At 24.7% G+C, this 22,846-nt stretch carries 14 protein-coding genes and 1 pseudogene; 6 read left to right on the plus strand and 9 right to left on the minus strand.

Annotation, left to right across the window (positions count from 1 at the left end):
• Positions 1-367: 367 nt before the first annotated feature.
• Genes potA through potCD form a run of 3 tightly spaced genes read left to right on the plus strand, consistent with a single transcriptional unit; the run spans position 368 to position 5,528 of the window.
• Positions 368-1,423, plus strand: a complete 1,056-nt coding sequence (gene potA, locus D500_RS03485; protein ID WP_008363736.1) for a spermidine/putrescine ABC transporter ATP-binding protein — start codon at positions 368-370, stop codon at positions 1,421-1,423.
• On the plus strand, positions 1,423-2,415 hold the full coding sequence (gene potB, locus D500_RS03490; RefSeq protein WP_008363739.1) for a spermidine/putrescine ABC transporter permease: 993 nt from the start codon (positions 1,423-1,425) through the stop codon (positions 2,413-2,415). The genes potA and potB overlap by 1 nt, the downstream gene beginning before the upstream one ends.
• A complete protein-coding gene (gene potCD, locus D500_RS03495; RefSeq protein WP_008363741.1) occupies positions 2,400-5,528 on the plus strand; it encodes a spermidine/putrescine ABC transporter permease/substrate-binding protein in 3,129 nt (1,042 codons plus the stop codon). The genes potB and potCD overlap by 16 nt, the downstream gene beginning before the upstream one ends.
• Before the next feature lie 38 nt (positions 5,529-5,566).
• Here the strand turns inward: potCD and D500_RS03500 are convergent.
• The 4 genes and pseudogenes from D500_RS03500 to D500_RS03515 form a co-directional block, all read right to left on the minus strand.
• A pseudogene (locus D500_RS03500) lies at positions 5,567-6,963 on the minus strand (IS3 family transposase).
• Between the two features lie 464 nt (positions 6,964-7,427).
• The gene (locus tag D500_RS03505; RefSeq protein ID WP_008364289.1) at positions 7,428-8,387 is read right to left on the minus strand and encodes an Abi family protein; all 960 of its coding nucleotides are present in this window, start codon (positions 8,385-8,387) and stop codon (positions 7,428-7,430) included.
• Positions 8,388-8,977: 590 nt separating this feature from the next.
• Positions 8,978-9,655 (minus strand): chromate transporter, encoded by a 678-nt coding sequence (locus D500_RS03510; RefSeq protein ID WP_008364290.1) that lies wholly within the window; start codon positions 9,653-9,655, stop codon positions 8,978-8,980.
• Complete coding sequence (locus D500_RS03515) at positions 9,655-10,275, minus strand: chromate transporter (RefSeq protein ID WP_008364291.1); 621 nt, start codon at positions 10,273-10,275, stop codon at positions 9,655-9,657. The genes D500_RS03510 and D500_RS03515 overlap by 1 nt, the downstream gene beginning before the upstream one ends.
• A gap of 309 nt (positions 10,276-10,584) precedes the next feature.
• Between D500_RS03515 and D500_RS03520 the strand changes: the two genes are divergently transcribed.
• Genes D500_RS03520 through pepF form a run of 3 tightly spaced genes read left to right on the plus strand, consistent with a single transcriptional unit; the run spans position 10,585 to position 14,426 of the window.
• Entirely contained in the window at positions 10,585-11,940 is a 1,356-nt protein-coding gene (locus D500_RS03520; RefSeq protein WP_239759413.1) for a M17 family metallopeptidase, read from the plus strand.
• Positions 11,941-11,949: 9 nt separating this feature from the next.
• The gene (locus D500_RS03525) at positions 11,950-12,633 is read left to right on the plus strand and encodes a hypothetical protein (RefSeq protein ID WP_008364200.1); all 684 of its coding nucleotides are present in this window, start codon (positions 11,950-11,952) and stop codon (positions 12,631-12,633) included.
• Entirely contained in the window at positions 12,633-14,426 is a 1,794-nt protein-coding gene (pepF, locus tag D500_RS03530; RefSeq protein ID WP_008364202.1) for an oligoendopeptidase F, read from the plus strand. Before D500_RS03525 ends, pepF begins: the two co-directional genes overlap by 1 nt.
• 30 nt (positions 14,427-14,456) lie before the next feature.
• On the opposite strand, the gene D500_RS03535 is transcribed toward pepF, so the two are convergent.
• The 5 genes from D500_RS03535 to D500_RS03555 form a co-directional block, all read right to left on the minus strand.
• Entirely contained in the window at positions 14,457-15,176 is a 720-nt protein-coding gene (locus D500_RS03535) for a GntR family transcriptional regulator (protein WP_008363563.1), read from the minus strand.
• Between the two features lie 23 nt (positions 15,177-15,199).
• On the minus strand, positions 15,200-16,804 hold the full coding sequence (locus D500_RS03540; protein WP_008363560.1) for a glycoside hydrolase family 13 protein: 1,605 nt from the start codon (positions 16,802-16,804) through the stop codon (positions 15,200-15,202).
• A gap of 1 nt (position 16,805) precedes the next feature.
• The gene (locus D500_RS03545) at positions 16,806-19,103 is read right to left on the minus strand and encodes a glycoside hydrolase family 65 protein (protein ID WP_008363557.1); all 2,298 of its coding nucleotides are present in this window, start codon (positions 19,101-19,103) and stop codon (positions 16,806-16,808) included.
• A gap of 106 nt (positions 19,104-19,209) precedes the next feature.
• Complete coding sequence (locus D500_RS03550; RefSeq protein ID WP_008363555.1) at positions 19,210-20,295, minus strand: ABC transporter ATP-binding protein; 1,086 nt, start codon at positions 20,293-20,295, stop codon at positions 19,210-19,212.
• Between the two features lies 1 nt (position 20,296).
• The gene (locus D500_RS03555; protein WP_008363553.1) at positions 20,297-22,846 is read right to left on the minus strand and encodes a sugar ABC transporter permease; all 2,550 of its coding nucleotides are present in this window, start codon (positions 22,844-22,846) and stop codon (positions 20,297-20,299) included.

Genomic DNA, 22,846 nt, shown 5'->3' on the forward strand with positions numbered 1-22,846 from the left:
TTAATAAATTAATCTCTTTTAAAGAGATTTTTTTATGTAATTTAATATAGTTTTAGATAATAAAAATATTAAATTTTTAATTGATTTATAGTAAAAAATTATTTATTATTTATTATTGGCAAAAACTTTTTTATTACCATTTAATAGTAAAATTAATATACGTAAAAATGAAAAAAGGAGGACAAACATGCTAAAAATAATTGATCAACCAATTAAATTTTTGACATCTTGATTAGAAATTATGTTTGTTCTTTCTCAAATTAATGAAATTGTTTTAGAAACTGAAAGTCTCTCCCTTAAGTAGAAGTCAGATGACTTCTTTTGTTGTTTAGAATTCTAATCTTTTTACAATAAATTAAGGAGAAAAATGGAAAATAATATATTAGAATTACGTAACGTTACTAAAGAATACGACGGACAAGTTGTATTAAAAGGTATCAGTTTTAACGTTAAAGAAGGTGAATTTATCACCTTACTAGGACCATCTGGTTGTGGTAAAACTACTATTTTAAAAATTATTGGTGGATCACAAAATCCAAATAGTGGTGAAATTTTATTTGAAGATAAAAACTTAATTCCTATTCCAATTAATAAACGTCAATTTAACACTATTTTTCAATCATATGCTTTATTTCCACATTTAAATGTTTTTGATAATGTTGCTTTTGGATTAACTATTAAAAAAACTAAAAAAGATATTATTGAACGTGAAGTAATGCGTCAAATTCGTCAAGTTGGTTTAGAAGGCTATGAAAATAAAAAGATTGATGAACTTTCTGGTGGGCAAAAACAAAGAGTTGCTATTGCTAGAGCTTTAGTTATGAAACCAAAAGTTTTATTATTAGATGAACCTATGGCTGCTTTAGATGTTAAGCTAAGAAAAACTATGCAAGAAGAATTAAAGCGTCTACAACAAGATATTGGAATTACTTTTATTATGGTTAGTCACGATCAAGAAGAAGCTTTAAGTATGAGTGATCGTATTGTTGTTATGAACCAAGGAACAATTCAACAAATTGGAACTCCTGAAGAAATTTATAATGAACCAGAAAATGCATGAGTTGCTAACTTTATTGGTAGTTCAAATATTATTACTGATGGAGTGTTTGTTGAAGATCATAAAATTAAATTTGATGGTAAAGTTTTTGAATGTACAGATACTAACTTTGGTGAAAATGAATCATCAATTGATATTATTATAAGACCTGAAGATATTATTATTAAAAACCCAAATAATGGATTTTTTAATGCAAAAGTTATTAAAACAACATTTAAAGGAATTCATTGAGAAGTAGTTGTTGAAACAAGTAGAAAAAGACAATGAATTATTCATACAATTAATGAATATGATATCGATCAACAAGTTTCAATTAAATGAAAACCAGCCAATGTTCATGTTATGTGAAAAGAGGTTGATAATTAATGGAAACTAAAAACGTTAAAGATAATAATGTTATAGAAAATAAGATTATCAATCAAGATGAATTAGAACAAGTTATTGAAACTATTGAAAAACAAAAAAAACGTGAATCAGCTAGATTAAAAGTCAAAGATGTTAATCAATATTTATCTAAAACAAAACTATTTCATTTTACAAAAGATAAAATTTGACCAATTCTAGCTCCATTTATTTTAGTGATGTCTATTTTAGTAATCCTACCTTTAGTTTCAATCTTGATTTATGCTTTTATTCAACCAGCTGATGGGATAACATTATTCAAAATTTCATTTGATAAATTTGCTAAATTATTCACAAGTAATGGAATTTTATACTCATTATTTTTATCAATTTTATACGCAATTGTTGCTGGAATTTTATGTGTTTTAATTGGTTATCCAATTGCTTTAATGATGGCACAAATGAGATCAAAAATTCTAGCAAGAAATATGTGAGTAATCGTAACAATGCCTATGTGAATTTCTATGCTTTTAAAAGTATTAGGACTTCAAACATTATTCTACTTACTAGCTGATTTTGCAATTGGTACACCTATTGCAATTATTATTGGTATGACTTATATGTTTTTACCTTTTGCAATTGCTCCAATTTATGATTCACTAGAATCAAGAAGAACTGATTTAGAAGAAGCAGCTTTAGATTTAGGTGCTTCTAAATTTAAAACATTTTGATCAGTTACTTTAAGATCATCAATGCCAGGAGTTTTAACTGCTTTTAGTTTAGTTTTAGTTCAAGCTGCAACTAGTTTGATTGTTGTTCATTATATGGGTGGGGGACGTATTTATTTAGTTTCTGCTGCTATTGAATCTTATTTTTTCCAAGGAAATGACTTTGGATATGGTGCTGCTGTTTCAGTAGTATTAGCTATTTTAGTATTTGGTTTAATGGTTGTTATGAAACTAGTAAGTAATAGATTTGAAATGAAAGGAAATAAAAGAAAATGAAAAAACTCTTAAAAAGAAGTTATTTTGCTCTTGTTTTACTATTCATTTATGCTCCCATTTTAGCTATGTTAGTATTTTCATTTAATAATGGAGATACAACTATTAAATGAACACATGCTAGTTTTAGTTGATATGAATCATTTTTTAAAAATTCACCTTTTATAAAATCAATTATTACTTCATTATTTGTTGCTGTGATTTCAACTGCAATTTCACTAGTAATTGGAACTTTAGCTGCAATTGGATTAAGTAGAGTTAATAGAGTTACTAGAAACAAATGAGTTTCAATAGCAAATATTCCTTTAATTAATGCTGATGTTATTACTGCAGTTTCATTAATGATCATCTTTTTAATTATGGGATTAAGATTTGGATTATTAACTTTAATTATGGCTCATATTTCATTTAACGTTCCATATGTTTTAGTTACAGTTATGCCTAGATTAAAAAAAATAGACCCAAGTTTAATTGATGCTAGTTATGATTTAGGTGCAAAAAATCATCAAGTAATGTTTAAAGTAATATTACCTATTTTAAAACCAGCTATTATTACTGCTGCTGCTATTGCTTTTGCAATGAGTTTTGATGATTTTATTATTTCTTATTTTACTGGTGGTATGCAAACTAATGTGTCAACATTTATTTATACTGCTAAAAAAACTAGACCATTTATTTTTGTTTTTGGTACTTGTTTAGTTGTTGTTATTGCTTTATCAATTATTACTTGAAATGCAATTAATTTAATTAAACAATCTCGTTTAGAAACTAAACAAAAACTAATTAATAATAGTTATAGATTAAAAACTGTTTCTAAATTAAATAAAGAATTAAATGAGTTAAAAGAAATTTTAAAAACTAAAACTATAGTTAAAAAATCTCACAGTCTTTCTTTATGAATTAAATACTTTATTTTAAAAACTAAGATTTATTTTTATAAACTAAAAAGTCTAGATAAAAAGATTTCAAAACTACAATGAAAACAATATAAGTTAAAATCAAAAATTCAAAAAGAAGAAAGATATTATTCAAGATTAAAAAAATCTGAAAAGAAATTAAAACAATTAATTAAACAATTTAGTAGTGAAAAAGATGTTAAAAAAGCAGCTAAATTAAGTTTACAAATTGAAACTTTACAAGAAAAAGTTGAGTTTTTAAAAGATCAACTTGAAGTAATTAAAGAACGTGAACAAACTGCTAATTTAAAAGTTAAAAAACTACAAAATAAAATTAAATTATTAAAACAAGATTTATCTGAAGAAGTAAATCCTTCTAAAAAAACAATTAATTGATACAATAAAAAAATTAAATACTTTGAAGAGTGAATTATTGAACTTGAAGAAGGAAAAGATTATTACAAATTAAAATTAGTTGTTGAAAAATTAAAAGATCTTCAAAATATTAAAAACAATAAAATTAATGAACTAACCGATCAATTAAATGAATTAATTAATAAAATTTATGTTCCTATTTTAATTACAAAAGATATTGATCTAAAAATTCAAAAAACAACTGATATGGAGTTATTAGATAAATTACATCAAAAAAGACAAAATATCATTGATAAATTTACTAAAATTTATAATCATAAAATTGAACAAAAGAATTTAGTTTTATTAAAAATTAATCAAAAAACTGATAAGTTAAAAACTAGATTATTACCAAGTCAAGATGAAAATGTATCTCATTCAAGATCATTTATTTCAAGATCTTGAAAAGCTATTTTAATTTCATTTATTGGAATTGGTGCTTTTAGTGGATTAACTGCTGCTTATGTTTTAAATAATATTTATGATTTAGTTGTTGCTAACTGAGGAGAATATATTGATCCTTCATTAATTGGTGAATTTGAACAACAAGCTAGTGAAAGACACAACAGAAGAATTAGAATTAATTATCAAATTTATAACTCAAATGAGATCTTATATAATAAACTTCATACTGTTGATTATGATGTAATGATCCCAAGTGATTATATGGTTCAAAGACTTGCTTCAGAAAACTACTTACAAAAAATTGATTATAGTAAGTTGAATATATGAGGTATGTTTGGTGGTAATGATAATAAAGGATTTAACTTAAATCATAAAGATAAAGATGAATTTAAAAACTTACAAGTTAACCAAAGTTTACTAGATTTAATGTTAAAATCTCCTATTAAATTAGAAGATGAAACTAAAGAAGTAAAAACAAAAAACACTAATGGAACATACTTAAATACCAATTCTATTTTAGATTATTCAATTCCTTATTTATGAGGAGATTTAGTAATTGTTGTTAATCCAAAAGATGAAAATATTAAATTTCTTGAAAAAGAAGGGGTTAAATTTAAAAATAGTAGCGCTTCTTCTAATAAAGAAAAAATAGAAATAGATAATTCTACATTATCTTGAGATATTTTATGAAAAGCTGCAGAAGCTGGTAAATCAATAGCTCTTAATAATGACCCTAAAAACGTATTTATGTTAGGTTCTCAAAAACTATATCAAACAGTTAATTTAACTAAAAAGTCACAAATTGATGAAGTTGGAAAAGATTTAACTAAATTACTTTCAAATACTGGAGTTTCATTACATAGTGATGATCTAATAAGTATTGTTGTTAGAGAAAAATTTGATTTTGCAGTAATGTATAATGGTGATGCTGCCTATGCAAACTACGCTCATAATGAAGGTGATGGAGATTATGAAAAAGCTAGTGAATCACTAAATTTCATATACGGTAGACCAAATAAAAAGAATGATAAAAATAATAGACATGAGTCAACAAACGTCTTTTCAGATAACATTGTTATTTATAAAGATGCACAAAACGTTGATTTAGCTTATGAATTCATTAATTTCTTATATGAAAATTCAACAAAAATTACTGAATATGTTGGTGTTACTTCTCCATTAGATTCAACAATTGAAGAAATGACTGCTGCTCCAAATAGTAAAAAAGAGGAAGAAGAAAGTGAAGAAGATGAAGGTGGAACTTACCACGAATTCAAAAATCTTTATGATCCTATAACTCATCAAAATGGAACAAAATATGAAACTAATAACGAACAATTATCATTTACTTATAATGGAAAAATTGATGAATATTTAGTTAATAGTTTTAATAATTTACTTGCAAATAAATAGCAAAAAACCTGGGGGCCCCCCGCTACCTTAAACACGGACTAAAAATTTTCAATATTATAACAGGATTGTTTTCTGAATTGTACAGGAGACAATCCTTTTAATTTTTCTTTTATTCTTATATTGTTGAACCAATAAATATATTTATGTATTGCTTTAGTTAAATCTTCTATTGAATTGTATTTCTCACCATAATAAATTTCTTGTTTTAATAAACCAAAAAAATTTCTATAATAGCATTATCTAAGCAATTACCTTTTCTAGACATACTTTGTATTATGTTATTTTCTTCTAGCGTACTTACTCAACTCATGTGCTGATAATGAAATCCTTGATCAGAATGAATTACTAAACCATTTGTATTTTTAACCTTCTTAAGCGCTTTTTTTAGCATTGAATTAGTTAGGTTTAAGTTAGGTCTAGATTGAATTGAATATGAAATAATTTCACTGTTATAAAGATCAATAATTGGTGACAGATATAGTTTTTGACCATTAACTTTAAACTCTGTTACATCAGTACATCAAACTCTGTTTGCTTCTGTTGAAGAAAAATTTCTTTTAAAACATTGTCTGCGATTTTCCCAACAGTTCCTTTATAAGAACTATATCTTCTGTTCTTTGTTCTAAATTTGACACACTGAATACCAAGTTCTTTAGTTAGCCTTAAAATTTTTTGTGATTCACAATATATCCCATTGATTTTAAGGTCATTTTTAGCCGTCTATAGCCATATCTTTCAAATGATTTGTTGAATATATCAACAATTATATTTTTTAATTCCATATCCTTATCTATTGAATTTTCTAATTTCTTTTTCATTCATAAAAGAGTATTTAGGTAATTTTGCTATTTTTAAAAGAATAGAAACTTTAGCTTTTTTGTGAGTTTTTAGCATTTCTAAAATTACTTTTGTTTTTTCCTTGTTGATTCTTCTTCTGTCAACAAGGTGTTTAACTTTTTTCAGAATTCAACCTCTAATTTGTAGTATTCAACTTCTTCTTCTAATTGTTTTATTCTATCTTCATTATTAGTTGTTATTTTTGTTTTCTTTTTTTAACTGGTTTTTTCTTAGAGTTTTTCATAATTTTTTTAGGTCTTCCTATATTATTATTTAACCCTAAAATTCCATTTTCTTTATACTTTTTAACTCAACCAGCTATAGTTGATGAATGTATAATATTAAATTTTTTTGCAACTTCCCTGTATGATTCTTTAGTTTTAAGTTTATATAATACTATTTCTTGTTTTGCTTCCAAACTATAATGAGGTTTTGTTTTCTTGTGGGTAAGCGCTTCTATTCCAAACATTTCATATTTGTAAATTCAACCCTTTAAAGTATTAGCCGAGACATTATGCCTGTCTGCCAAATAGGTGCTATTTTTAACATTAAGTCTTTTAGCTTCTTTGACAATTTTTAATTTTTTTCTAAGCTTCATTTAGCCATATAAAAACCCCACTTCCTGGATTTTTAGTCCGGAATATGGGGTTCGGGGGAGGGCCCCAGGTTTTTTTAATTAATAGAATTTATGTTTATATAAAATTTAAATACACATATAAATAATCTATAATTATTAGTTTTTTAAAATAAAAAGAGCCGGGGTAACATACACTTTACCGGCACTAGTTTGCCGGGGTGACATACACTTTACCGACATGAACATTGTTATAATAACATAAATTTAATATTTAAAAAGTATTTCTAATACATAAAAATTGTTGCTATCTAATATTTTGAAAAATTAAAAAAAGCCAGGGCTCGTAAGCTTGCTGGCGTTATTTGGCCGGGACTCGTAAGTTTACCGACATTATCCTTATTGTTATAATAACATAATATTTTCAAAAGTAAACACTTTTTTTACTTTTTAGGTTCGAATATTAAACAAAATGGTACTATACCAAATTATAATCGTTTAAAATCTTCAATTTTTATACCCATTTCATTTAATATTGTATTAAAGGAAATTACAGAAAATGCATTACTGAATTTATTAAATAATTTATTTAAATCATCCTTTAATAATGAAAAATCTATCTCATTTAATACTATTTTTAAAAACATAAAAACAATTATTAGTTTTGATTTATCATAATAATCGTAATCTACTATATAAGAAATATCCTTTGCAGTAATTCTTTCAAATTTTGCATTATACATTCTTTCTTCATGTGCACAAATGTTTCGAACAATATTAAGAACCTTTAAACCTGATAAAAACGTTTTATCTCTTATTATAGACTCAAATGAAGTTAGTTCTTTTGTTTTTAAAAATCTATTAACATAATAATAAACTATTTGGTTCTTATCTTCATCTTTTAAAATTTTAAACATAAATGTCATATTTCCAAAAGACATAATATTTACAGCTACTCACAAAGGAATATGCCCATATTTCTCTATATAATGCTTAATATAGTCAGTTTTTTCACTTTTTGAAATTATTATTTTATTAAGTGCAGATATGAAATCCAAGACCTCTATATAGTTGTCTCTGTAATTTTCTGGATATAAATATGAATCTACTCTGTTATCTTTGTTATATTTTTTACTAAAATTATAAGCAACTATTGTTTTAAAATTTCTTTCAAAAAGCAGTATGTATTTTAATAGAACAGACCTTAATTCTCTATCAAATAAAAATAAAGAGTACAATTCTTCAAAAGATGTGTCTTCTACAAACTTATCTTCATTATTAAAAGAATTCTTTTCTAAAAAAAGATCCTTATAGCCATTGACAATATTATAATAATTTTCTTGCTTTAATATTTCTATTGTTCTCTGTTTATCAGTAATCTTTAAACCACGAGATTTTAGTATTTCTATTTGCTCTTCAAAAGTTTTAAATTCTTTTGGTTTTTTCATATTTATCTCCATTCTATTACGTCTGTAGTTTTTTTATACTAGAAAGGTTTTTTATATTTTCTTTATTTACTATATTTAATAAACACAAAAAAAACAACTCCTTTTTTTAGAAGTTGTTTGGATATTTTTGTTATTAAACTAATAATTAAAAGCAAATAAAAAGGGCCGGGGTGACATACACTTTACCGGCACTGGTTTGTCGGGGTGACGTACACTTTACCGACATAATCCTTATTTTTATAATAACAAAAAAAATAGATATTTAAAGTATTTTTTTAACACATAATAAAACAATGGATTTTAATATTTTATAAAAATAAAAAAGGCCAGGGCTCGTAAGCTTGCTGGCGATATTTGGCCGGGACTCGTAAGTTTACCGACGTGATCCTTATTTTTATAATATCATAGAATATTGAAATTGAATCACTTTTTTAAATCAAAACAAATACCAAATATTATCTAGAAATAAAAAGAGCCGGGGTGACGTACACTTAACCGGCGCTAGTTGCCGGGGTGACGTACACTTAACCGACATGAACCTTACTTTTATACTAACATAATATTTTTAAATATTAAATAATTTCTAATTTTTATCCTAATCAGGGTTCAAATAATATTAAACAAAATATAATATTTGCAAATATTAATCCAAAAATAGGTACTTTTTTAAGATATAAAAATAAACTTACAATAATTCCAATTGGAACATAACAATAAAGTGCAATTAATCTTCATCTTGTAAAAAATTTCATTGCATTAGTTGGTTTATTTGGATCTATAAATTTTCAATATTCACTAACTGATTCATTAAATATTAAATAAGGAAACATACAACTTATAAATATTTGAATAGCTAAAGCTATTATAATTCCAGTTACAACAGGATTCATAATATCAATTAATCTTTTAAAAAATGTAGATTGATGAAATTTTTCAGAGTACTTTATAGCAATCATCATCATAAAAATAGCAGGTAAAACAAATGCTAAATAAGTAAAAATCATTGCAACAAATCCTCATCACTGACCTTGAGCAATCATATATCCTGTAATTGCTGCAAATTTTGGACTTAAAATTCCTGGTGTTGAATTTGAAACTGCAAAAACTGTATTTATAAATTCTTCTGAAATTGGTATATTAAATCAACTATCTAATGATTTTCATAATCATACAAATATAGGCATAAATACTTGTCCACCACCAAATACTGATAGTGAAACAAAAACTAACAATAACAATGTAACTAAAAAAGCAATAAAACTTAACATTATTTCATTCCTTTCTTAATTTCATCATTATCAATTTTTTTAGCTTTTTTTGTTCTGATTATAAAAACTGTTGAATAAATTGCAATTACTAAAATCATTACTAAAACTGGAACATTATATGGAGTTGGAATAAATAAAGAAAAGATCAAAGTAGTTAAAAATAATATAATTCACAAACTTAATTTCATTACTTTTCTACCTTTTTTAAAATAGTTATAACCAAACCCTAATAAAGCTCCTGTAATTGCTACTAATACTCCAATTTGAACAACTACTAAATATTGAGTAGGAATTTTATTAAAAGCAAAAATTAAACCAACTGCAAAAAAAGTATGGGGCATTGAAGCTAAACACACAACTAAATAAGCTTTAAATTTTGATAAAGACTTAAAAGCAATATAAGCTGTTGTTTGAATAGCTGCTGGACCTGGTAGCATATTTGTTAAAACTACATTCTGATGAAATTCATCTTCATCTAATCATTTATATTTTTCAACTGCATACCTTTTAATAACAGGCATAATCGCATTACCACCACCAAAACCAATAAAAGTAATAAGTAATATAAATACAAAAATATTTCAAAATGTTGGTGGTTTTGTATATTCTTTTTTATTCATAAAATTCTCATTTCTTATATATATTTAAATATTATAAAAATGTAATAATAAATTGTTAAAAAATCCTTATTAGTAGACTTGAGATCTTATTTTAAATAGTAATACAAATAAAAAAGTGCATAAATACAAGAAATTTTAATTATTAGACTTAGATTATTATCATAAACATTTAAATCAATTTTTATTAAATACAACTATTTCTAATATGAACTAATAACTAACAATAACATTAAAGTTTATAATACTAATTAAATTTCTTTATAATTAATGTTAAGGTCAAATCATTTTTAAAATAGATAGGAGAACTATATGCTTAAATTTAATGACAAAAAAGAAGAATTAACTTTAGTTTGTTTAACTGATGTTAATGACAAAAAATATGTAGTAGATGCTGATTTAACAACCTCATTTATTAGTGAAGATAAAACTTTTTATATGGTTATTAAAAAAGATAAAAAAGATCTATTTAGAAAAGTTAAACTGGCATTTCAAAAATTTGTTTTAGAAAATAAAAGCAATGTTAATATTGATGTCGATTCATTTTTTAACTTATTAGACGAATGTGATTGTAAGAAAAAATTAATCAATACAATTTATGAAACAATTGCATTTGAAACATATGATAAAGTAAGTTATAAAAAAGATGCTAAACCAAATCAAGTAGTATATAACTTATTAACTAGTTTTGATGTTAAAGAACTAGAACAAAAAGAAGCAATAAAAATGGAATTTGTAAACTTTGCAAGAACTTTACAAGACACTCCACCAAACATTGCAACAAGTGAATATTTAGCAAGCCAAATTGTTAAAAAAGCTAGTGAAATTGAAGGTTTAAAAGTAACTGTTTTAGGTAAAAAGCAAGCTAGTGAATTAGGAATGAATTTATTTTTAGCAGTTAATGCCGGATCACCATATGAACCACAAGCTGTTGTTTTAGAATATATTGGAGATGCAAATGAACCTAAAAAAGCTTTAGTTGGAAAAGGAATTACTTTTGATAGTGGTGGATATAATTTAAAATCTTCTAAATATTTAGAAGGTATGAAATTTGATATGTCAGGAGCTGCTATTATGTTATCAACTGTAATGGCATTAGCAAAAAATAAAGCTAAAGTTAATGTAGTTGGAATTGGTATGTTTACAGATAATAGAATTGGATCAACTGCTACTTTACCTCAATCAGTAGTTAAATCAATGAATGGATTAACTGTTGAAATTGATGATACAGATGCTGAAGGAAGATTAGTTTTAGCTGATGGAATTACTTATGTAATTAGAGAAAAACAAGCAACTGAAGTTTGAGAAGCATCAACTTTAACTGGATCAGTAGTTTCAGCTTTAGGAACTTATGCAACTGGAGTATTTACTCATTGTGATAAAAGATGAGAAATTGTTAAAAATGCTTCTAAATTTAGTGGTGAAAGAATGTGAAGATTGCCATTATATGAAGAACATTTAGAAGAAGTGCAAAACGATGCTATTAATGCAGATATTACTAATGCTACAAAAAACTATGAAGCAGAAAGTTCAAAAGCAGCTAGTTTTTTAAATGAATTTAGAGAAGATAAACCTTATGTTCATTTTGATATAGCAGGAACTGATAGTATTAAAGGAAGAGGACAAGGAGTTTTAGTTAGAACTCTATTTGAAATATTTAATAGATAGGTATGTATTATGAAATTAAAAAACTGAACATTTTATAAAGCTAAACAATTTGTAAAATTAAATGAATCTAATGAAGTTTTAAAAGATATTGCTGTTTTAATATTAAGACCAGATATTAATAGAGAAAAAACATTACTAGGAGTTGCTTTAGATAAAAAAGTAGTTAACTCATTAATTATTGATCTACAAAATAAAGCATTTGAAGAAAACGAATTATTTGATATTTTTAAAGAAAATATTGGGTTTGTTTCAACTGAAGAAGTAAGTGAAATTGATGCAAAAGGACTAAATTTATCAACTCCAATTCATCAAGATAACATTAAAACAATTATTAGAATTTATAATTTATTTTTAACACCTGAACCAATTGAATTTGATACTAAAGATTATCAAGATCTAGAAACTATTCAAAATCAAGATGATGTATTTACTAATGTTGATTTTGAAAATATTCCTTTACCTGCTTTATTACAAACTTTAAATGTTGGTATGGAAAATTATAAACAAAGAGTTGAAGAAATCTTTAATTTAGATGGAAAAGAAGCTTTAAATAAAAAACTAGAACTAGTTAATATTCAATCTAATCTAATTGCTTTTTTTGATCAAGCATTAAGAAAAATGGATGAAATTATTACTAAACTAGATGAACAAAACTCTGAATTAATTAAACAATTAGAAAGTATGAAAAATTAATGAAAAGACCCGAAGCTTTAAAAGAATATAAATGAGATTTTGATTATTTATATAAAACTCAAGAAGAATGAAAAAAAGATCTAGATTATTTAGTTGAAATTTCTAAAGAATTCAAAGATTTTAAAAACAGATTACATGAAAAAGAAGTATTTTTTAAATGCTTAGATTTAGAAGAAAAAATTGATTTTATTTCAAATAAACTTTCAACTTATACAAGAATGGGAGATACTGATCAAGCTGATGAAGTTTATAGAACTTTAGAAGCTTTATTAATGAACGTATTACAAGATATTTCTATTCAAACTTCTTTTATTTCTCCAGAAACTAAAAAAATTGGTTTTGAAACTATTAGCAAATGATTAAAAGAAACAAATGGTTATGATAGATATTTATATGGTTATGAAAAATTCTTTGAACAAGCAAAACACATTTTAAGTGAACACGATGAAGGATTATTATCAAAAATATCTAAAGGAAATAGTGCTATTGATAATATGTACGATACTTTAGCTTATGCTGATAGACAAGAAGAAACTATTAATTATAAAGGTGTTAATCAAGTATTAACAAATTCTTTATATCAAGAAATTTTACAAGATTCAGATCCAATTAATGATCAAGAATTAAGATTAAAAGCTGGTGAAATTTTTTCTAAAAACTTTACTTCTAAAAAGCACAGTTTTGCTTTAATTTATGAAGGAATTTTACAAGCAGATAATCAAGATAATGAGTTAAGAAATTATGAATCAAGTTTACAAGCAAGCTTAAGTTCTGATTCTATTCCAGTTGATATTTATTTAAAACTTTTAGAAGTTGGTAAAAAATATATTAAACCATTAGAAGACTTTTTATTATTAACTAAAAAACATTTTAAATTAGATAAATTCTATCCAAGCGATAGACAATTAAAACTAGTTAAAGAATATAATCAAACATTTACAGTTGAACAAGCAAAAGATCATATTAGAAATGCTTTAAGTGTTTTAGGTGATGAGTATTTAAAAAACTTAGAAATCTCTTGAGGTCCTAATAAAATTGATTATTATGAAGATACTAACAAAAGAGATGGTGCTTATTCAACAGGTGGACATGGTGTTGATCCAATCATTTTAATGAACTGAGATGATAAATTAAACTCAGTTAATACTTTAGCTCATGAATGTGGTCATTCAGTTCATACTTTATTTTCAGAACAAAACCAAGTTTATCCATTAAGTCAATATCCAATTATTTTAGCTGAAGTTGCTTCAACAGTTAATGAACATATTTTATTTGATTATATGTATAAAAATGCTAAATTAAAAGAAGAAAAAATCTATTTATTACAACATAGAATTTTTGATTTAGTATCAACTTTTTATAGACAAATTCAATTTGCTGATTTTGAATATAGAGCAAGTTTATTAGTAAGTAAACAAACTCCATTAACTAGTGAAGTTTTAAGAGATCTATTTAGAGAAGTTGAAGATGATTATGGTTATAAAGTATTTGATAAACTAGAAAATGAAAATCAAACTGGTTATGGATGACCAAGAATTAGTCATTTCTTCCATTCTCCATTTTATGTTTATAAATATGCAATTGATGTAACTGCTAGTTATAAATTATATGATGATATTAAAAAAGGAAATATTAAAACTACACTTGACTTTTTAAAAGCAGGTGGATCTAAAGAACCTTTACAAATCATGTTAGATGCCGGAATTGATTTTAATAAAGAAGAAACTTATTTACCTTTAATTAATGGAATTAAAGATCATATTAAAGAATTAGAAGAATTATTAAACAAATAGTAAAAACCTCGAGATTAATCTCGAGGTTTTTTATAGATATTTAATATAAGAAGTTTCAAAGTGATCTAGATTAATTGTATGTTGAGTGATTTCAACAATGTTATCTTCTTTATCATATAAAATTGAATATCGGCAAATCACATAATCTTGATGATTATCAACTAAAAGATTTCTAGTTAATTGATCTTTTAATTTAGATTCTAATACACTAGTTAGTTTGAATGGTTCGATGTTATTTTGCTCAATATATTCAATTAGTGATCTTTTAATCTTTTCACTATCAATTTCTTTATCAAAAAGACTTTTATTTAGAAATGATTTAGCATATCTTACTGGTAGATCATTTACATAAAATACTTTGATATATGAAAAATAATCATCTGGATTAATATCAATATTTAAATGTAATTTGTTAATAATTGTTATTAAATTACTAGTATCTAGTTCAGTTTCAATAATCACTTCTTGTTTATTTGATAATAATTGATTTCTAATTGATTTAATTCTGTTAAAAGAAAAATCTGGGTTTATAAAATATCCTGCCCCTTTAGATGATTTAATTAAACCTTTTGTTTTTAAATCAGAAAATGCACTTCTAACAGTACCTCTACTTACTTTAAACTTAGTTACTAAAAAATATTCACTAGGTAAAGCAGTTTTATAATCAACTTTTTTATGTTCTATCAAATCTAATAAGTAGTTAACGATTTTTTGACGCTCAGTAATTTCTTTGTTTTTTTTATCTTGCATATCTTTTATATTATAAACTTTATTTACTCAACAACGATTGTTTGTCAAGGTTTTAAAGTATTTTTATTAAAATCAGATTGAGTATTTAAAATGATTTTATTATCATCATTTATTAAATGACTAATATCTACTTCTTGATCACTTCAATTAGCAATTACTTTAATTGATCTATTTTGATCAATTCTACTATAAGCAAATAACTTATCATTATTTGGATCTAATAATTCAAAATAAGCATCAATAATTAATTGAGAATAATTACTTTCATCTCTAAATTTAATTAATTTTTTTAAATAATTATAAACACCATCAGGATTTTTTAAATCATTTTTAGCATTAATTTCTTTATAATTATCATTTACATCAATTCAAGGATTAACATTACTAAATCCAGCATAATTACTATCATCTCATTGATATGGAGTTCTAGCATGATCTCTACTATTTACTAAAATACCATCTATAAACTCATCATAAGTTAAAGTTTTATCTTTTAAAACAGCTGAAGCATAAGTGTTTTTAATTTCAACATCTTTATATTTATTTAAATCAGTTCAATTAACATTAGTCATTCCTATTTCATCACCTTGATGAATAAAAGGAGTTCCTTGCATTAAAAAGAAAGTAGTTAGTAAAGTTTTTGCTGAATCAATTCGGTATTTTTTATCATTTCCATATCTTGAAACCATTCTTGGTAAATCGTGATTTGATAAAAATAATCCTGATCATCCTTTATTATGTAAACCTTGCTGTCATTTTTTATAAATTTGTTTAAATTCTAAAAAATCAACATCCATTGTTTTATATTTATTAGTTTTATTAAAAAAGCTTGTAACTGGTTCAAAGTTAAACACCATTGAAAATTCTTCATTTTTTTCATTTGAATATTGAATTGCATTATCAATATCAGCTGATCAACATTCTCCAACTGTTAAAAATTCATTTGAATCTCAACTGTTTTTTCTTAAATCTTGAATGTATTTATGTAACATTGGACCATTTGATAAAATCTTTTGATCAATTCTTTTTCCAAGTAGTTCAATAACATCTAATCTAAATCCCATAATTCCAAAATCGCATCATCATTTAACCATTTTAGCAATTTCTTCTCTAACTTTAGGATTTTCTCAATTTAGATCAGGTTGTTCTTTTGCAAACATATGAAAGTAATATTGATTAGTTTTTTTATCATAAGTTCAAGCAGGACCACCAAAAGCTGATTGAATATCATTAGGTTCATCTCTTCAAATATAAAAATCACGATATGGATTATTTTTTGATGATCTAGATTGTTTAAATCATTCATGTTGATCTGAAGTATGGTTTAAAACTAAATCCATAATTACACCAATATTTAATTCATTAGCCTTGTCAACAAATTTTTTAAACTTTTCTAACCCACCATATATTTGATTAATTGATTGATAATTTGAAATATCATATCCGTTATCAACTAGTGGAGAATCATAAATTGGAGTTAATCAAATAGCACCAATTCCTAATTCTTTTAAATACTCTAATTTACTAATAGCACCATCTAAATCTCCAATTCCATCATCATTTGAATCTTTAAATGATTGTAAGTACATTTCATAAACTACAGTATTTTTTCATCAGTAATTTGCCATTTTAAACCTCTACTTTAATTTTTGATTCTAAAAGATATTCTTTATCAAATAAATTAATTGTTAAAGTTTGTCCTTCTAGTAATTGAATTTCAACTTCAGTTTTATGATGTTTAACTTTTAAAACACGGTTTCTAAAGTTGATATTAAATTCATAACCTTGTCATTGTTCTGGTAGTTTTGGAGAAAAACAAGGTATGTTGTTTCTAACAATCATTCCACCAAATCCTTCAACAATTGCTAGATAACTTCCTGTCATACTTGTAATGTGTAATCCATCATCAGTATCATTATTATAATTATCTAAATCTAATCTAGCAGTTCTATTATAAAATTCATATGCTTTTTGCATTAAATCAATTCTTGCTGCAATTATTGAATGAACACATGGACTTAGTGAAGATTCATGAACTGTAAATTGTTCATAGAATTTAAAGTTTTTAGTAATTTGATCTTTACTAAATTTATCTCATAAATAATAAATACCTTGTAAAACATCAGCTTGTTTAATATAAACACTTCTTAAAATACGATCTCAACTTCAGTTTTTATTTAAAGGTCTTTCATCTTTACTTAATAAATCTTTATGTTTTAAATCTTTATCTAAAAATGTATCGTGTTGAACAAAAATATCTAAATCTTTATCATATGGTAAATAGATTTTATTAATAATATCAACTCATTTATCTGTTTCACTATTAGTTAAATTTCATTTAGTTTTATCTAAGTTTAATTTATCTAACATTTCTAAAGTATAAGTTAATACTCATTGACACATTAAATTAGTTAATCAGTTATTATTAACGTTATTTTCATATTCATTTGGTCCAGTTACCCCATGAATAAAATATTTATCTTTTAGATTATGATAATGTACTCTATCAGCTCAAAAACGACTAATCTCAACCATTACATCCATACCATATTCTTTAATGTATTCAAAATCACCTGTATAGTTAGTGTAATTATAAATTGCATAAACCATAGCAGCGTTTCTATGAATTTCTTCAAATGTAATTTCTCATTCGTTATGACATTCAACACCATTAAAAGTAACCATTGGATATAAAGCACCTTTAAATCCTAATAACTTAGCATTTTCTATAGCTTTATTTAAATGATTGTGTCTATATTTTAATAGATTTCTACTAATTTTTGGATCTGAAGTTTTTAAATATAAAGGTAAACAATAAGCTTCTGTATCTCAATAAGTAGCTCCACCATATTTTTCACCAGTAAATCCTTTAGGACCTATATTTAAACGATCATCATTTCCATAATAAGTACAAAATAGTTGGAATAAATTAAATCTAATTGCTTGTTGATCTAAATCTGAACCAATAATTTTAACATCACTAGTTTGTCATCTTTTATCTCATAATTTAACGTGTTTTTCTTTTAATTTTTCATAGTCAAATTTACTAATTTGATCATTAATCTTAATAGCATTTTCTTTTAATTTATCTTCAGAATAATTTAAAGAATGTACTAAAGTAACTAATTTATAAAATGTTAAAGTTTGATTAGCTTTTAAATCAAATTTATAAGTAGTTTTAGCATATAAATCACAATGATCAGATTCAATCAAACTTGGGTTTAAATTAAAATTATTTGTTGCATAACAAGCATAACTAAAACGTTCTATATCAAACTTATTTTCAACCATTTTAGATACTACTAATTGAGAATGATCATCACTTGATGAATCTAAATGAGTTCAAAACTTAGTTTTATAATTTGAATCTCTATTAATTACATCTCCATTAATATAACTAGTTAAATCTAAATTAATATCTTTATTACTTGTAATACTATATTTAATAGCTACAAGTTCTTTAGTATCAATTGAAACAAAGCGCTCAGTTTCTACTTTAATTTGTTTATCATTAATATTAGTTACAAATTCTCTACTTAACACTCCTTGTTTTAAATCTAGTGTTCTTTTATAAGAACTTAAAGATTGTTTAAATAAGTCAAGTTCAGTATTATCTATAACTACATTTAATCCTAATAAATTAACTGCATTAATAACTTTTCCAAAATAGTGAGGATATCCATTTTTTCATCACCCAACTATAGTTCTATCTGGATATCATAACCCACCAACATAACATCCTTTATGAGTATCACCTGAATAAGTTTCTTCAAAGTTTCCTCTCATTCCTAAATACTCATTTCCTAAAGAAGTAATTGATTCACTTAATCTAAAATCATAAGAATTATCTGGTAATTTGTTTTCAACTAGTTTTCAAGGATCAACTTCAAATAGTCTTTTAATATTAACATCTATATTTGTTTTCATATTACTCCTATTAATTATTAATCTTATTATTATCAATAAAAATAGACACATTATAAATAGATTGTGTCTATTTTTTATAAAAGTAAATCTAATATATAGTAATTATTTAACCAATACGGTTTTCTGTAATTCCGTTAAATAAGTGGTATTTGTGAATCTTAATACCAACTTTATCATCAATTCTAGCATCATTATCTTTTGAAGTAGTAATTACAAAGTTATTATTTGGCATTAATTCACAAGTTACTTGTTTGTTCATTCCTAATAACTCAGTATTAATTACATTAGCAACTATATTAGCAGATTTATCATTAGCATCAACTAATTGAGCATCTTCACTTCTAATTCCTAAATATAGTTTTGTAACTTCTTCTTTTTTAATTAGTTCTAATTCTTCATCAGATAATTTTACTTTATAGTTATTTATATTTGAAATAAAGTAATTCTTTTCAAGTTTACCTTCTAAAACGTTCATAGTAGGAGTTCCAATAAACTTAGCAACAAATAAGTTGTTTGGTTTGTTATAAAATTCTTCAGGTTTTCCTACTTGTTGAATAACTTGGTTATTCATTAAAACAATTTTAGTAGCCATTGTCATAGCTTCTAATTGGTCATGAGTAACATAAATTGTAGTTGTTCCTAAAATTCTGTGAATTGAAACTAATTCAGTTCTCATTGATTCTCTTAGTTTTGCATCTAGATTTGATAAAGGTTCATCCATTAAAAATAGTTTAGGTTTTCTAACAATTGCTCTTCCTAAAGCAACACGTTGTTGTTGTCCTCCAGAAAGTTCTTTTGGTTTTTTAAATAAATATTTTTCAATATTTAATAATTTGGCTGCTCCTCTAACTCTATGGTTAATGATTTCTTTTTTTTCTTTTTTCATCTCTAAACCAAAGGCTAAGTTTTTATAAACATTATAGTGAGGATATAAAGCATAACTTTGAAATACCATAGCAATATCACGGTCTTTTGGTAAAAGGTTATTTACTTTAACTCCATCAAATAATAGATCACCTTTAGTGATTGAGTTTAATCCAGCTATGATTCTTAATAAAGTAGTTTTACCACATCCAGATGGACCCAGAATTACACAAAAGTCATTATCATTAATTGTTAAATCAATATTTTCTAATGTATAAAATGAGTTACCTTCATATTTTTTTGATATATTTCTTAATTCAACTTTCATACTAACCTTTTACTCCTCCAGATAATCCACCTGTAATATTTCCTTGTAACATAATAAATAGTGTACTAATAGGAACTGCAACTAATAATGAACCTGCAGCAAATGCTCCTTGTGCAATGAAACTTGATTGACCCAATAAGCTATTTAATCCAGTAGCCATTGTTCATTCTTCTTGATCGTTTAATAATAATTTAGGTAATAGAACATCACCAAATGGTCCAATAAATGATCATAAAGCAATAACTGAAAGCATTGGTTTAGCTAATGGAACAATTATTCTAGTAAATACTGTTCAAGTACTACATCCATCAATTTTTGCTGCATCATCAATATCTGTTGAAATATTGTCTAAATATCCTTTTAAAACAAACACGTTTCCAGGGATACCTCCACCAATATAGATGAATGTAATCATTACTTGACCAGGAACACCAAAGTGTTTATTTAATACTTGGAATAATATATAGAAAACAATAAAGCTAGAAACAGTAGGAACCATTTGTATTAACATAACACTCATTAAGCTTATACGTTTTCCTTTAAATCTAAATCGAGAAAAGGCGTAACCTATCATTGCTGTTACAAAAACCATAACTATCATTGTAACAGTTGCAATTACTATAGAATTTATTGTTCAATATATAAATTTGGTTCTAGTAAACAAGAATACGAAGTTATTAAATCCAAACGCAAATCGTTGGAAATCAAATCTTCCTTCTGTTCCTATCTTACTTCCTTGAGATGTTGCATCATTTGATGATCAATAGTTAAATGTTTGTAGCACAACTTGCATTATTGGAACTATTATTAGTAATGCCCACATAATTAAAATTAAATATGTGAATCCTAACCCTATTTTTCCATATATGCTTAAAGGAGGTTTATCTGATAAGTGGAGTTTTCCAAATGTTTCTGTTAAAAATCTTACATATTTAACATAGGCATTATTTCTTTCTTTTTTAAGATCTTTTTCTATTTCTGCTATTAATTCGCTTTGGTATTTTGATATATCATTATATGAAATTTCTGAATTACTTAATATTGAATGAGATTTTTTAAATGTTTCAAAAGCAAATACTTCGTTTTTTAATATTTCATATATAACTGAAGCCTCAGTAATTTTTGTATTTAATTTTAGATCTTTATAAATAGCTTTATTAACTGCAACATATTTAGATCATAATTTGTAGCGGTCTAATTTATCTAAACCAAGTTTTGTGAAAACTTCATTTTTTAAAGTATCTTCACTTTTTAAAATATTTGATAGATTATTTCCAAATTCTTCTGAAATTTCAAAAGCTGTTTTTGTTATTAGTTGTTCAAATAATTGTTTTGCTTTATTAAAGTCTATTTTTTGTTCATTAATTTTTAATGGGTATAGATAAGCCAAACTAGATAATTTAATTATTAGTAAGTGTTTACTATATTTGTTAAAACTTAAATGTTTAGATCTGAAATACGTTTCAGATAAACTTGCTTGAAAATCAATTTTATCTTTATTTTTAAATATAAATTTAGCATATTTTAGTGATTCAGGATCAACCTTAACTTTTTTGCCATTAATTTTAATAGTATTGTAATGAACAAATTTCTCTTTATTTTCAGGAAGTTTTTCTTCTGGTTTTTCTAAAATATGTGGATGTGTTAATAATCTAAATTCCTTAGCTATAGTGTCGTTTATTTCTTCACTACAGTATAATCTAAATTTTTCTTTTGATCTTCTGTTTTCTAAAAACTTAGTTCATAGACTCTTTTTCTTAGTTTGAACTTGATAAGTTAAAGATTTCTTTAATAAGAGGAATATTATCTCTTGAATCAAAATTTGTTCTGTATTCATTTCTACTAATTCATTAAATATTGATTCTAATAAATCATTAATTTTAGTAAATGAATAATCTTCAGCTAAATGTTCATGTTGAATTAAACTTGATGAAACAAAGTCTTTTGCTTCTCTATGTGTTTCATAAGTTAATAAAAATTCGCTTGCTATAAGTTTACCTAATTTTTCAAGGTTAATTTGTTTAAAATAATGAACAATAATTGCATTAATCTTTTTTCAATTAGAAAGAAACTCATAGTCAGAAAGATTTTTAAATGAGAAGTGGTCAAAATCATCTAAAGAATATTTTTTAGAATATTGTTCTATTTCTTTAATAAATTCTTTTGAAACATATTTTTGTTCAATTAATTCATTAAGTTTTTGATTAGCTACAAGAATATTGAATTTGCTTTTATCACTAAATGAAGAATAAGCATTTGCCATTAATAATAACAACAAACCTTCAATTAATTTTTCATCTTTAGTAAATTTTTTATAAATATCAACCACATTACCAAAAATATAATTATCTGCAAGAAATTGTTTATATTCTTTTATTTTATTCGTACTTATTATAGATTCATCTTTTAGAAGTTTAGATTTAATAATAGATCAGTCACCAGATTTTTTAAAACTTGCAAAATTATATTCTTTAACAGGTTTTAAAAGACTTGAAAAAATCAATGGTTTTTCAGTGGTTTTCTGTCTATCTAATTGAATATTTTCAGCCAT

The organism is Mycoplasma feriruminatoris (assembly GCF_000327395.2).
In the GTDB taxonomy this organism is placed as follows: domain Bacteria; phylum Bacillota_I; class Bacilli_A; order Mycoplasmatales; family Mycoplasmataceae; genus Mycoplasma; species Mycoplasma feriruminatoris.